This is a genomic window from Mesotoga sp. UBA6090 (genome assembly GCF_002435945.1).
Lineage (GTDB): Bacteria > Thermotogota > Thermotogae > Petrotogales > Kosmotogaceae > Mesotoga.
Genome location: NZ_DIXC01000044.1, coordinates 1 through 13,200, shown reverse-complemented (window position 1 = coordinate 13,200; position 13,200 = coordinate 1). Strand labels below are relative to the sequence as shown.

Sequence of the window (13,200 nt, the reverse complement as noted above, 5' to 3'; positions counted from 1 at the left end):
TTGTAACCTCCCAATAATTATTAGATTGTCCTGAGAATATGATAACATCATTCTGTGCTAAAATACATTGTGGCCCTTTGTGATCGCCATCAACGATCAGCTAGTGCATTTATATTTCTGGATTTCGGTTTGGAGGGATTTCAGTGCGAATTCTAAGCGGTATGCGCTCGACTGGCAGACTTCATCTGGGGCATTTTGTCACTCTGGAGAAGTGGAAAGAGCTGCAGGACCAGGGAAATCAATGTTTCTACTTCGTGGCAAACTGGCACGGTCTTACTTCACACATTGATGAAACTTCTAGCTTTCACGACTGGAGTCTCGATATCATCAGAACATATGTTTCAGTTGGTCTTGATCCGGAGAAGTCCGTTCTGTTCATTCAATCTGCAATTAAGGAACATGCGGAGCTATTCCTTTATTTTTCCATGCTTGTATCTGTTTCGAGGCTAGAGCGTGTACCCACTTACAAGGATCAGAAGGAGCAGATAGCAAACAGGGATTTATCAAGTGGTGGATTCTTGCTTTATCCTGTTCTGCAGGCCGCAGATATTCTTATGTATCTTGCCACAGGAGTACCAGTTGGAGAGGATCAGATATATCACGTAGAGCTTACCAGGGAGATTGCCAGAAAATTCAACAACCAGTTTGCCGAGGTCTTTCCTGAGCCGGAGCCGATTCTGGCAAAGGTCCCTAAGCTTCCAGGAACGGATGGCAGAAAGATGTCCAAGAGTTACGAGAATTACATTCTTATAGATACAGATGAGAAAGAGCTCTGGAAGATGATTGCTCCAATGATGACAGATCCTGCAAGAAAGAGAAGGAATGATCCTGGAGACCCTGAGAAATGCCCGGTTTGGGATTATCACAAGGCCTTCACTTCTTCTGATAAAGAAAAAGAATGGGTTGTTCAAGGATGTAAGACGGCAGGCATAGGGTGTCTGGAATGCAAGAGAGTGCTTCAGAGAAACCTTGTCGCTAAACTATCTCCCGTCTGGGAAAAACTATCATATCTCAAGGAGAACACTTCCGAACTTTCCAGAATAATTGAAGATGGCAATCGAAAGGCTAGAGAAGTGGCAAAGGAGACAATGAAGAGAGTTCTTGAAGCAACGAAGCTGGGGTGGTGACCATGGAGCAGCTTGAACTGGTCTTCAGTTTTCCCGAATTTGAAGGACCACTTGATCTACTGGTTTATCTAGTCAGGAAACACCGGGTAGATATTCGGTTGATCCCAATCACAGTGATTGCAGATGAGTTCATCACTCATGTCAACAAAATGAAATCACTTGATATGGTTGTGACTTCGGATTTCCTTGTTATGGCTTCAACCCTAATGGAGATGAAATCGAAGGCACTGCTTCCGAGAATCAGTAACAACGAGGCTGAGGTATTTGACAACCAGAGGAAGGAGCTTTACCGGAGAGTCGAGGAGTATAAGGCTATAAAGGACCTGTCTAAGGAATTCAGGGTAAAGTTGTACGATGCATACAGCTATGAAAGGGCAACCGCGAAGCCAATGGTAGATCAAGAAAGAAAGGAAGATCTTCCAGATGAATTGACGGAAGCGTTCAAGGCTATACTTAAAGAAACTGTGCTAAGAGAAAGGGTATACACAATAGTCTCGGAAAGCATAAACGTCGAAGATAGAATGATGCAGATCGAGCAACTTTATGAAACGATAGAGCTTCACAAATTCCTAATGAGTCTCGAAAGCAGATCAGAGATTATCGTTTCCTTTCTGGCAGTTCTTGAGTTGCTCAAACTGAACAGGTACTATCTTGACACCGTAGAACCCCTCACTCTCAGGAGGAAGGTTTCGTGAGCGAGGAATTAACAAAGAAGGCCGTCATGGAAGCATTGATCTTTTCGGCAAAGAGCGGGATCGAGCCTTCGCGAGTAGCCTCGATTATTGGGATAAAGCTTAGCCAGGTTATGCTGCTTCTGGAAGAACTTGAGAAAGAATATGAAGGTCATGAACACGGTGTTATGATCAAGTCAGTTAATGGCAAGCTCAGGTTCTATACGAAGGCATCGATTCAGTCTTTTGTGAGTCAGATTTCGGTAAGGCCTCTTGTAAGCATAACAGACACTCAGATGGAAGTTCTGGCAGTAGTGGCCGTCAAAGGTCCACTAACCAGGAATGATGTTGAGCTTATTAGGGGACGTTCTTCTCAGTCCCAGCTTCTTGAGCTATCAAAAATGGGGCTTGTCGGAAAGAGAAAGTCTAAGTTACCCGGGAGACCTTATCTCTACAAAGTCACTTCTCGGTTCTACGAGTTGTTTCAGGTTGACGATCTTGCAGAGATCGTTGAAGGTTTGGCTTTCGGCGAGGGAGAAGATAATTTTGAGACTTCACGAGATAATCTCACAGATAACGGGAATGTCGAGGAGAAAATCAACCCAAGCGATCCTAGACGGGAGGGTGAAAGTGAACGGCAGGATAGAGACTTACCCGAGGCTTGATGTCACACCTGAATCTTCTGAAATACTTCTTGACGGAAGCAGACTGAGTTTTTCTGGCGAAGAGAAGGTCGTCTATCTAGTCAACAAACCAATTGGATATCTCAGTGCCATGAGCGATGATCGAGGAAGGAAAACGCTTACAGATTTAATTGACGGAAAGATCAAAGAGAGGGTCTTTCACGTGGGTAGGCTAGATCAAGACAGTTGTGGCCTCATATTGATGACAAACGACGGCGATCTTGCGAATCTTGTTTCACATCCCGCTTCAGAGATAGAGAAAACTTATGTCGCACGAGTAAAGGGAATTCTTGACGATCGCGATCTCCAAGCAGTGAAGATTGGAGTCACTCTTAACGATGGATTCAAAACCTCTCCAGCAAAGATAAGGCTTCTGCGAAGTGAAGGGAATTTTTCGAAGTATTCTATTACGATTTATGAGGGCCATAAACGAGAGATAAGAGAGATTTTCAAGGTGTTCAATAAACCTGTTGTGAGCCTTGTCAGGGTATCTATCGGAACACTAAGTATATCTCTCGTTCCTAATCCTGGCGATGTAAAGAGACTTAGCCGGAAAGAAATCGATTTGTTAAGCAAAGGGGCCCAGAAGAGGACCCCTAGAAAAGGCAATAAGAACCTTTAGATGCATATACTAGCAAGGTTTTTCTCTTCAGATGCTCAGATCGACAACGAACGCACCAATGTAAGTGTCAGCAGCTCCATAGTAAAGAATCAGTTTTTCTTCTATGACTACCGCCCCTTCAATGAAAATTACGTTCGGAACTTGACCTTGCTTTTCCCAGGAAAGTTCCGGCTCAACAAGAGGTTTATCAGTCCTTTTTACAAGTTTCCTGGGATTATCAATATCGAATAGGGCAGCTCCGGGTCTGTAGATCGTCGAAAAATCCGCGCTGTTATAGATCAGCAATATTCCCTCATCAGTGATTATTGGAGTTGGGCCTGGCTCTATCAACCTGCTGTCAAAGTTTCCTGGTCTTGGTTCCATTACTGGTCGGGGATAGATAGTCCAGTTCTTCAAGTCCGTTGAATAGGCGAGCTTAATAGAGGAATCGCCGAAATACATGAAATACTTACCATCAATCTTTGCAGGTACAATCGCACCGGACTTTGACCAAGTATCACCTTCAAAGACTGGTCCCAGCTTTTCCCATTCAACAAAATCTGTTGATGTGGCGATGCACAGTCTCGCTTTCCCACCGTCATATCCTGTGTAAGTGAGTATATAGAGGTCTTCAATCTTCACTATACGAGGATCTTCACATCCGCCTGGGATCTCGTATGGTTCAGTAGGAGTTATCAGGGGAAGATCTTGCCTTGAGAATTCAAATCCATCTTCCGACTTGGCCATGCCGATCCTGGATGTGCCGTTCCATCTACCTGTTCCCGTCCAGTCTTCAGATCTGTACAGTAGATACACTGTAGAATCCACAACTATGGCAGTCGGATTGAATACAGCCTTGCTCTCCCAATCAATACCTTGTGACATCAGCAAAGGAAGATTGGAAGCTCTTTCAATATTATAAAGCGATTCAAACTTTATAGAGACTGCACATGCCAATGAAACCAGGAAGAGAAATACTAATGTCAATGGTCTTTTCATATAATCAACTCCTTATCCAGTCCAACACAGTCTCTTTCTCAATTGTTGCGACGGCAATATGGTTATCTGCCGCTCCGTAATAGATGAAATAGTTATCTTCATGCTCAACCATAGCGTCGGAGAAAACAACGTTGGGAACACCTCCGAAGATTTCCCATTCTTCTTCAGGTTCAAGAATTGGTTCATCACTTCTTTTTATAACTTTCTCGGGGTTTTCTAAATCCAGAACCATAAAGCCGAGTCTATAAGTGGGTCTAGGGGTATTTTCCACACCATGGTAAAGTACAAGCCATCCGTATTCGGTCTCAACTGGGGGTGCGCCCACTCCAATTCTCAGGTTGTCCCACATACCCGGTCTAGGACCTGCGATGGAAGTAAATTTCGACCACGAATCTAAATCATCTGAATATGCCAGGTACATCTCTGGCTCAATTCTATGGAACATCACATAGCGACTCCTAATCTTCTTCGGGAAAAGCGCCGCATCTTTGTTGTCGATATCTGGAATTATTACACCGTAACGTTCCCACCGAAGAAAGTCAAGAGTCGAAGCCATCGATATTCTAATCCCTTGTGGTGAGTATGCGGTGTATTGCATATAGATTTTTCCTTCCAGCTCAGTCAATCTGGGATCTTCAACACCGTAGAGTTCCCATTGACTTCCGGGAGTGAAGACGGGTTTCTCAAAACGGTTGAATCTGAGGCCATCCAGCGAAACGGCATATCCAATTCTTGAGACCATATCCTCGCCCTGTGCTCTGTAGAGCATGTGAAATACTCCATCACGATTGATGACGGCACAGTTGAAAACATACTTCGATTCCCAGTGATGTTGCGGGACTGGAGAGATCAGAGGATTTAACGGATGTCTTTTCAGTTTGATCACAACTCTCACTCCTTATTTCAATGACATAGATATTCCCTGAAGGAAGTACTTTCTGAACACCAGGAATATTACTACCATTGGCATAGTTTGAAGTACAGAACCTGCAAGAACCGGACCCAGATAGCTTCCGTACTGCATGTTGAAGCTAGCAAGAAGTACGGAAAGCGGCATCTTTGAGTAGTCGCTCACAACAATCAGAGGCCACATGAAGTTATCCCATATTCCAATGAAAGTGAAGAGGCCTACGATCGATACAGTTGAACTTGTGAGGGGAACTAACACCTTGGTGATTATCCATAGATCATTTGCTCCATCCATTCTGGCCGCTTCCAGATACTCGTTAGGTACTGCTCTGAAGGACTGAGTGAACATGAATACTCCCCAAGCAGATACGAGTGAAGGAAGTATGAGAGCCGTTCTGGTGTCAATGAGACCGAGATTCCTTATAAGGACATATAAAGGGACAATGAAGAGAAATCCCGGGAATATCATTTGAAAGATTATGAAATTGAATATTGCATTTCTTCCTTTGAAACTCAGCCTAGATAGTCCGAAACCGACCAGAGCCGAGGATACTAGTACTCCCAAGGTGACGGTTACAGATATGAAAATCGAATTGCCAAGAGCCTGAACGAAAGGCCTTTCCATTTTGTCGGCAGCTTCCAGTATGAACTTGTAATTCTCGAAAGTGAACTGACTTGGAAGAAATCCGCCGTAAATCTCGTTGGTCGGCTTGAACGATGATAATAGCATCCATATGTATGGATAGATCCATACGATGGAGGTGGTAAAGAGAACAATGTAAAGGATGATTGTAGGAATTTTTCTCATACGATTTCCACATCCCGCTCGACTAGCTTTCTAGTCAGTATGACGCATCCGTAGCTTAGTAAGGCCACAACTATAGCGAGTGATGAGGCATAGCCGGGATTAATCTTCTGGAATGCTGTGGTGTAAATCAACATCTGAAACGTGTATGTAGTCCTCATTGGACCACCTCCAGTGATTAGGAAGGGTTCAGTGAATATTCCGAAAGTAAGGGTAAGAGAAAGAACTAATACCATAACTAAAGACGGATTAATAAGAGGTAGAGTGATTCTGAAGAACCTGGTCGTTTTCCCCGCGCCATCCAGTTCTGCCGCTTCATAAAGACTGTCGGGGATTGCCTGAAGCCCGGAAAAGAGGATAAGGCCGTAATAACCGATAAACTTCCAGGTCACCATCACAGCAATAGATAGAGTGGCCAGTTGAGGGCTGCTAAACCAGGGAATAGTGATTCCGAATAAGGCTCTTGTGAGTTCATTAAGGGGACCATTTATTGCGAACAATTTCTGAAAGATTATGGAATAGGCAACTCCGGAGGAGACATTGGCGACAAGAAAGGCCAGTATGAAGAAAGTTCGAAACAGCTTGACCCTCTTCAAGCCGAGAGCGAAAAGCAAGGAGAGACCGAGAACCATCGGTATGAAATACAGCATGAAGTTGAAGGTGTTCAGTACGACCCTCCAGAAGAGCTCATCCTGGAACAACTTCACGAAGTTCTCAAACCAGACGAATTTTCTGGGAGTGAAGTAGTTCCATTTTGACAAAGCAAGTATAACAAGCCACACAAATGGGTAACCCCAGAATATTGCCGTGTATAACAGATATCCCCCAGACAGAGACCAGCCTTTTATTGCATCGATGGTTTTCAATCTCTTCCTCACAGTAAATCACCTCTTCTCCTAGAAGAGCTCTCTACGTACTCTCGTTGCCGCATCACTTAGTGCATCAAATGGACTGGATTTTCCATACATTATTTGTTCTATCAAAAATGTTGTGAGAATTTCCTGAACTTCAACTGTCTTTGTAGTAAGAGCTGGGGGGACCGCATAGGCCACGTGGCTAGCGTAGGCAGCAAACTTTGGATTATCCTCCATGTATTCCTGGAATATCGGGTTAGTCAGCAGATCCTCTCTTGCTGGTGGAAGATTAGTAACCTCCATCCATTTTCTGTCTTTCTCAATATCTGAATAGACCCATTTGATAAATCTCCATGCTGCTTCCTTGTGCTTTGTTGTGGCAAACATGACTAATCCCTTAGTATCAGCGAAAGTAAATATCGGTTTGTCTTCAGGGTAATCATCTGGAACTGGAGGAGGAGTTATTGTTATATGATCAAAGACATCCGGGAAGAGATTCCTAGCTTGATTTATCTCCCACGGTCCAAATATGCCTCCAAGAACGACTCCAAAGTAAAACGGATTGCTACCCAGATCAACTGCCGTCCAATCATTTCTAAACATTGTGTCGATGAACGTAACGACTTCTTTTCCAGTGTCGTTGTTGAATAGAGCTCTTGCCTTTTCAACATCGAGATATGGAGAACCTTCGCTAGCAGCGTAATAGTAAGTTATGAAGTCGTACCACCTGTCGTACCAGTTTCTGCCCATAACTGCTAGCGTTCCATACTTTTCATAGGGCACTGAGTACTTCTCGCTAATCTCATAGATTTCCGAGTAGGTTCTGGGCGGCTTGTCATAACCCAGCTCCTTCAGAATGTCTGATCTCCACCACATCATAATGGGGTTAGAGTAAATGGGCAGTACGTAATAGTCGCTTCCAAACTTCCAGTTTTCAACAATGGTGGTCATTTTTCTCTGTTCCATCAGTTCCCAGAAATCCGGGAAAGAATTCAAGGGGACTAGTATATCTGCTTCAATAAGCTGTGCTGCAAAGCCCGAGAAGATGTTTGTACAGATATCTGGCATTCTTCCAGATGCTATTGATGTTAGTATAGCTTCTTCTGAACTACCCGCAGCGGGAATCGTTGACCACTTTATCTGGATGTCAGGGTTATTCTGATTCCACTCTGTAACAACCTCCTTCCAGAAGCTTTCCTGGAGGGGATTGGGTGCTGTCCAGAATACCAGTTCAATGCCAAATAAACCAATAAGGGAACACAGGAACACTGCTAATAGAACAGTCTTTTTCATGATGCTTTACCTCCTTTTCTATGAAGTGCTCTCTCTCTGAATGAATTCAGTGAATAAGGAAATCTTCGTCGGATGAGGCTCATTTCCGATTAGCAAGCTTTGCAATCTTCTTGATGCAACGACTCCCATCTCATGCTTGAAGATCTTGAAAGTTGTTAGTGATGGAGAGGTGGCTGAAGAACACACTATATCATCAAATCCAATTATCGAGACCTCTTGTGGAATTCTTATTCCTCTAGCCTGCAGCTCTTCCATTGCTCTTATCGCTGCAGTATCGTTGCATCCAAAGACAGCATCTGGAAGTCCATATCTCGAAAGCAAGAGATCGATAATGGGGCTCATGTTATCGTTCTCCTCATCGAATTCAAATGCTTTCGGAAGGAGACCGGCGCTTTCCATTGCCGAAACATAGCCATCGTACCTATCCTTGAAGCCAAAGTGAGACAAGGGACCATGGATGTTCACAATCTTCTTCAATCCCTTTGAAAGCAACTTTCTGATTCCATAAATGGCTCCGTCATATCCATCAGAGACGACACAATCGACTTTCACTCCGGCCAAGTATTGGTCAATAAGCACAACCGGCTTTCCCCTGCTCTTAACTCTTCTAACATCATTTTCCTTTATTTCTCCTCCAATCATGAGGTATCCATCAAAGTCGTTCGAAAACTCATTGATTGGAATAAGCTCACCTCTCATATTATTGCTTTTGAAAAATGCTTTCACTCCATTTAGAACAATAGTATAAAACTGATCTGACTTATCAGAGAGAATCCGGGACAACCTCTTTCCTGCGACAATTCCAATATTGAAAGTGAGCTTCCGGCTCGCGAGATAACTGGCAACTCTAGAAGGGCTGTATTCGAGTTCTTCTACAGCCGACAGGACCTTTTCTCTGGATTTCTGAGAAACGTATCCGCTTTTGTTTAGCACTCTGGAAACTGTTGCTGTTGAGACTTCTGCTAATCTGGCGACATCGGATAGTTTTGCAGACATAAGTATCACCTCAATATATGTAAACGCTTACAGCCACAAGAATAATATACCCTTATTTAGTTAGGATAATCACATCTATTCCTGGTCAATTAGGATCAAATGATGATGAACAAGAACGATCAAGCTAGAAATACGCGTCTTATATTTCTGTATCTCTCTATTGCGTTGCATGGTGTTCATCACTGATTAAAACACAAGCAATATTGTGAAAAAGCGAGCAACATAGTCTTCTTAACTCACTGGCATCATTAATCGTTCACGCATAACCATAATTCTTTTAGATCAAAGAAGTCATAAGATTCTATAATCTCATTGATATGTAAGCGATTTCATATCGACTTTCTGGGAGGTGTTTGTATGAAAAAGTTCTTGGTTCTGTTCTTTATATTGGTTTCGGTCTTTCTTGCTGCTGAAACTGTTAAGGTTCCTGTATCTGTCAATTGCTTCACCGGCGAGCCTATTGCAGTGACAATAACCATGAGCGAGATCCTTGATCTTGTTGGAGTTGACTTTGACGCTAACTGGGATTCGCTGAGAGTAGTTCAGGATGGGAAGGAGCTTCCTTATCAAATTGACGATACCGATCTTAATGGCAAACTGTCGTCCGGGGATGTTATGGCCTTTCTGGTTACAGGACCTGCAGAAATCACAGTTACCGACGATTTCGATATTCTTCCACCGGAGTTCGATGCAGTGGGGAAGGTTGTGGAGGAAGAAGGACAGTGGCTTATCGAGATTGGAGAGATAACTGCAGTAGCGAATAGCAAGGGTCTAGTAAAGGTTACAGGCTTTGGAGATGTAGAGGGCACGGTCGTAGACGAACTGGGAATTGTGAGAATGTCCGGCTACGTTGGATCTACATACTACGTAGATGGCGAATACGGACGACATGAGGAAAAGACAACTGGAGACTTCATAGTAAAGGAAGCTACAGTTCTTCCGGCAGGCCCCGTAGGAATAACAGTAGCCAGCACGCTTGAAGCCCAACCGTTCCTCGGAATAACCCAAAAGATAATTACAACATTATTCAGCAATGGAGATATCATTTCTCATAACACCTTTGAATTTGCGACATACGCCGAACTAATGAAACTGCAGATAATGGCAACAAGAGTATTGACTGACGCAGCCGAAGACACGGTCCATACGCTCCCCGTATTCAGAAGACTTCTCTGGGCCGATCAGCTGAATATTACACCGCTAGAATACTGGCTTGATAGAAATGCGATCATGTTTTCCGGAAACAAACCTTACATAGTTTTCCCTGCTGTCGATTCGATGAGACCTCTCTGGTGGGGTGCAACATACATTTTTGCCTCCCAGGAGAGCTGGAGAGCCAACTACTCGCAGTCGTTGAAGACTGGTGTAGCAGAGATAAATCCAGAGGTTCCAGTCGTGGTCGCCGACTATGAAAAGTGGATGGGTGGCCTCACCTGGGTATATGAGAGCAGAGAATTCAGAGACGGATACTTCGAATGGATGCCAGGTGAGATCGATATCTTCGAGAGTACGAAAGGCTACGTATCATCGAATTGGGAAGACTATGTAAGGCACTTTGTGGCAGGAGATGTTGTCAGTTTCAAGAGGGTTTACTCGATATACAATGCCGACTCGATAGAGGACTCGATAGAATTCGTTGAAATGAAGAAATCAGAGATTCAATCACTTAAGATAGGAGAGTAACTGATCTTTAATGAAGGGTGAGAGGCTTCCTCTCACCCTTTTCTTTTGGAGGTGCCTATGAAGAGAGCGTTGATTATTCCAGTACTTCTGATTTCGTTAATGCTTATAGGAATTGAAGTTCAGATTAATCTGGATCATCTTGAGTTTCTCAGAGATCATTTTGCCGTTGAAGGAGAAAGTGAAATCGGTTACTGGATCTATGCGGACAGGCTTCCTGACGGCAATTACAGGCATGCCGACGCTCCGGGTGAAGGAGTGACATGCGTCGATGATGTTGCAAGAGCTGCAATTCTTTACTCAAGGCTCTTTGAAACCTCGGGAACGGAACAACACTACGATCGTGCTAAAGAAGCTCTCGAATTTGTGCTTTCCATGCAGGACAGTGATGGAGATTTCTATAATTTTGTCTTCGAGGACGGTAGAATCAACAGAAACGGTCCCACATCAAGAAAGGGAGGCAACTGGTGGGCAGCTCGAGCATTATGGGCACTTACAACCGGAGCACGGATATCTCGGGATTGTGACCCCGAGTTTTCGGTTAGGCTGACTGATGCTGCACATAGGTGCTTCCGAAGAATAATCAACTTTGAACAGGACGGTCTGATACAGGGATACACCGATCTTTCCTCAGTAGTTCTTCTTGGTGCAGCGGAGTTATATGCCATAAGCAACGATGCGCTAGTGGGAAGTTTCATAAAGAGGTGTGCGGCCGCTCTGCAGAGCAAAGTCATTCAAAATGAGGACTCGATTTTCAATGGTCTTGTCGACGAATCATCGCCTTCAGAACCGAGATACTTCTGGCACGGGTGGGGATCGAGACAGCTGGAAGCGTTGGCAGTGGCGGGAGAGATTCTAGGAAACGACAGCCTTCTTGAAATCTCGGCAGAATCATTCAAGCAAAGCTCTATGCTCCTTATAAATGCGGGGCCCCTTTACTCAATTTCGAGCTATTTACAGCTCTTCCCGCAGATCGCCTATGCAGCAGAATCCGCAATTTCAGCTGGCTACAGTCTGTACGATCTCACAAAAGACGAGGATATCGCTGTAATAACTGCTCTGCTAGGGAGCTGGTTCCTCGGAGCGAACAGGCTGAATCAATCCATGATAGGAAGAAATGGAGAGGGATTTGACGGACTTGAGTTCTCACACATAAACAGGAATGCAGGGGCAGAATCTACGATCTCCATGCTTCTTTCGCTTGAGAGAATCAGCAGACTTCCCAGCGAGTTTGAACGCTTCTTCTCTGAAGATGTCGAAATCCTGACACCAGTTGAAATCATAGAAGCAGAGTCTATGAGGGCCGGTCTCTCCGAGATAGAAGTAGTTCAGAGTGCTGGGGTTTCAGGCAACGCAGTAATGAAGATCTCCGGAGCATTTAGCCTTCGTCTTTCGGTAACGCTGGCAGAGGCGTCTTATTCGGTATTTGCAGCCCTGAACGAAGTAAGATCAAAAACCGCAGTCTTCACAGTAAAACTTGGTGATTCGAGATCTGAGAAGACAGTTGAAATGAGCGAGAAGACTATCGTGAAAATAGGCACTGTAAGTGGAACCGGTAAGGAGACAACTCTAACTGTCGGAGGAAGGGTAACTGAGGGCAGTTTTGATCTCGACCAGATAATTCTTGTGCCTAATCTCGCGGCTGTTTATCTTATCAAAGACAATGAATCACTAATTCTCAACTTCAAAGAGCACGCTGGAATCGATAAAGGGCTCTCGTTTGAAAATGGGAGAATCTATGAAAGAGAGAGAAGGTTCGCTGAAGTACCTTCATTGGCAGTTGATACTATCGAAGATGGGAATGTACTTCATCTGAACCTCAGAGAGCTCTTCAACAACAACGGAATAGCAGCCTCCGATGAGAGAAAGATAGCAAATTTCGACAATCCTCAGGGGCTGTTTGGAGCTTCATTCATATCCTCTGAATTGGAGAAGAATCTAGAACACGGGTTCCTTTCAGTGAGAAATACCAGATTTGTTGTAAACATCGAAGGCGACGACAACTTTCGGCTCACAGGGCAGGCAATAGAATTGTCGGCGGAAGTGTTCGACAAAATCTGCATTCTCGGTAGCGCTAATCACGGTGACTATTTCGGTGAAGCCCTGCTCATCTATGAAGATAATTCGCAGCAGACAATTCCTGTATCTTTTTCCGATTGGTGCGGTGGACCTTCGACAGGAGAGGAAATCGCCTTCGAGTTTTCAGGTAGATATGATAATACAGGCAACACAGAGAGAACTAAATGCATGTTGTATTACCGTTGTGTCGATCTTCTCGACAAACCCTTAAAGGGAATAGTATTACCTCAAATGCCTAATGTACACGTTTTCGCAATTTCACTCTCTAGAGCTGGTTCCGGTTCTCAGGAATAGTAACTGCGGATTGAAGAACAGCAGTTCAGATGAAGCAGCCGATTGTGTGATGGGAGTATAGGCCCTCTAAAAAACTATATTAGAAATGGATTCCGGATTGCAGGGTTAGGGCTTACAGCCTAAGTTCCCGAAAAGTCTAACGATGAAAACCATTTAAAGCTTTGAAAAGACTGAGTTAGGGTTGTTTTCTCTAGGTTTATTCCTCGTTA

General features: G+C 44.1%; 12 protein-coding genes. 6 read left to right on the top strand and 6 right to left on the bottom strand.

Annotated features, from left to right (window positions below):
- Positions 1-143 precede the first annotated feature (143 nt).
- From trpS to B3K42_RS06920, 4 genes are read left to right on the top strand one after another with little or no spacing between them, the layout of a single operon-like run.
- On the top strand, positions 144-1,127 hold the full coding sequence (trpS, locus tag B3K42_RS06935) for a tryptophan--tRNA ligase (RefSeq protein ID WP_292597816.1): 984 nt from the start codon (positions 144-146) through the stop codon (positions 1,125-1,127).
- Positions 1,128-1,129: 2 nt separating this feature from the next.
- Positions 1,130-1,822 carry a segregation and condensation protein A gene (locus tag B3K42_RS06930; protein WP_292597813.1) on the top strand — a complete coding sequence of 231 codons (693 nt, stop codon included), beginning with the start codon at positions 1,130-1,132 and terminating at the stop codon, positions 1,820-1,822.
- A complete protein-coding gene (scpB, locus tag B3K42_RS06925) occupies positions 1,819-2,463 on the top strand; it encodes an SMC-Scp complex subunit ScpB (protein WP_292597810.1) in 645 nt (214 codons plus the stop codon). The genes B3K42_RS06930 and scpB overlap by 4 nt, the downstream gene beginning before the upstream one ends.
- A complete protein-coding gene (locus B3K42_RS06920; protein ID WP_292597885.1) occupies positions 2,381-3,103 on the top strand; it encodes a pseudouridine synthase in 723 nt (240 codons plus the stop codon). The genes scpB and B3K42_RS06920 overlap by 83 nt, the downstream gene beginning before the upstream one ends.
- A gap of 27 nt (positions 3,104-3,130) precedes the next feature.
- Here the strand turns inward: B3K42_RS06920 and B3K42_RS06915 are convergent, their stop codons facing one another.
- Genes B3K42_RS06915 through B3K42_RS06890 form a run of 6 tightly spaced genes read right to left on the bottom strand, consistent with a single transcriptional unit; the run spans position 3,131 to position 8,938 of the window.
- Complete coding sequence (locus B3K42_RS06915) at positions 3,131-4,081, bottom strand: glycoside hydrolase family 130 protein (protein WP_292597808.1); 951 nt, start codon at positions 4,079-4,081, stop codon at positions 3,131-3,133.
- A 4-nt stretch (positions 4,082-4,085) separates the two neighbouring features.
- Positions 4,086-4,967, bottom strand: a complete 882-nt coding sequence (locus B3K42_RS06910) for a glycosidase (RefSeq protein ID WP_292597806.1) — start codon at positions 4,965-4,967, stop codon at positions 4,086-4,088.
- 12 nt (positions 4,968-4,979) lie between these two features.
- Complete coding sequence (locus B3K42_RS06905; protein ID WP_292597803.1) at positions 4,980-5,798, bottom strand: carbohydrate ABC transporter permease; 819 nt, start codon at positions 5,796-5,798, stop codon at positions 4,980-4,982.
- Positions 5,795-6,673: a carbohydrate ABC transporter permease gene (locus B3K42_RS06900; protein ID WP_292597801.1), complete on the bottom strand. Its 879-nt coding sequence runs from the start codon at positions 6,671-6,673 to the stop codon at positions 5,795-5,797. The genes B3K42_RS06905 and B3K42_RS06900 overlap by 4 nt, the downstream gene beginning before the upstream one ends.
- 18 nt (positions 6,674-6,691) lie before the next feature.
- Positions 6,692-7,942 carry an extracellular solute-binding protein gene (locus tag B3K42_RS06895; protein ID WP_292597798.1) on the bottom strand — a complete coding sequence of 417 codons (1,251 nt, stop codon included), beginning with the start codon at positions 7,940-7,942 and terminating at the stop codon, positions 6,692-6,694.
- Positions 7,943-7,960: 18 nt separating this feature from the next.
- Positions 7,961-8,938: a LacI family DNA-binding transcriptional regulator gene (locus B3K42_RS06890; protein ID WP_292597795.1), complete on the bottom strand. Its 978-nt coding sequence runs from the start codon at positions 8,936-8,938 to the stop codon at positions 7,961-7,963.
- A gap of 357 nt (positions 8,939-9,295) precedes the next feature.
- On the opposite strand from B3K42_RS06890, the gene B3K42_RS06885 reads away from it, so the two are divergent.
- On the top strand, positions 9,296-10,621 hold the full coding sequence (locus B3K42_RS06885; RefSeq protein WP_292597794.1) for a hypothetical protein: 1,326 nt from the start codon (positions 9,296-9,298) through the stop codon (positions 10,619-10,621).
- A gap of 57 nt (positions 10,622-10,678) precedes the next feature.
- Positions 10,679-12,991, top strand: coding sequence for a hypothetical protein (locus B3K42_RS06880; protein ID WP_292597791.1), 2,313 nt, complete (start codon positions 10,679-10,681; stop codon positions 12,989-12,991).
- Positions 12,992-13,200: the final 209 nt, after the last annotated feature.

Coding starts and splice junctions, on each gene's coding strand:
- B3K42_RS06880 (WP_292597791.1), top strand. CDS start 10,679: ATGAAGAGAGCGTTGATTATTCCAGTACTTCTGATTTCGTTAATGCTT.
- B3K42_RS06915 (WP_292597808.1), bottom strand. CDS start 4,081: ATGAAAAGACCATTGACATTAGTATTTCTCTTCCTGGTTTCATTGGCA.
- B3K42_RS06890 (WP_292597795.1), bottom strand. CDS start 8,938: ATGTCTGCAAAACTATCCGATGTCGCCAGATTAGCAGAAGTCTCAACA.
- B3K42_RS06895 (WP_292597798.1), bottom strand. CDS start 7,942: ATGAAAAAGACTGTTCTATTAGCAGTGTTCCTGTGTTCCCTTATTGGT.
- B3K42_RS06905 (WP_292597803.1), bottom strand. CDS start 5,798: ATGAGAAAAATTCCTACAATCATCCTTTACATTGTTCTCTTTACCACC.
- B3K42_RS06885 (WP_292597794.1), top strand. CDS start 9,296: ATGAAAAAGTTCTTGGTTCTGTTCTTTATATTGGTTTCGGTCTTTCTT.
- B3K42_RS06920 (WP_292597885.1), top strand. CDS start 2,381: ATGTCGAGGAGAAAATCAACCCAAGCGATCCTAGACGGGAGGGTGAAA.
- B3K42_RS06930 (WP_292597813.1), top strand. CDS start 1,130: ATGGAGCAGCTTGAACTGGTCTTCAGTTTTCCCGAATTTGAAGGACCA.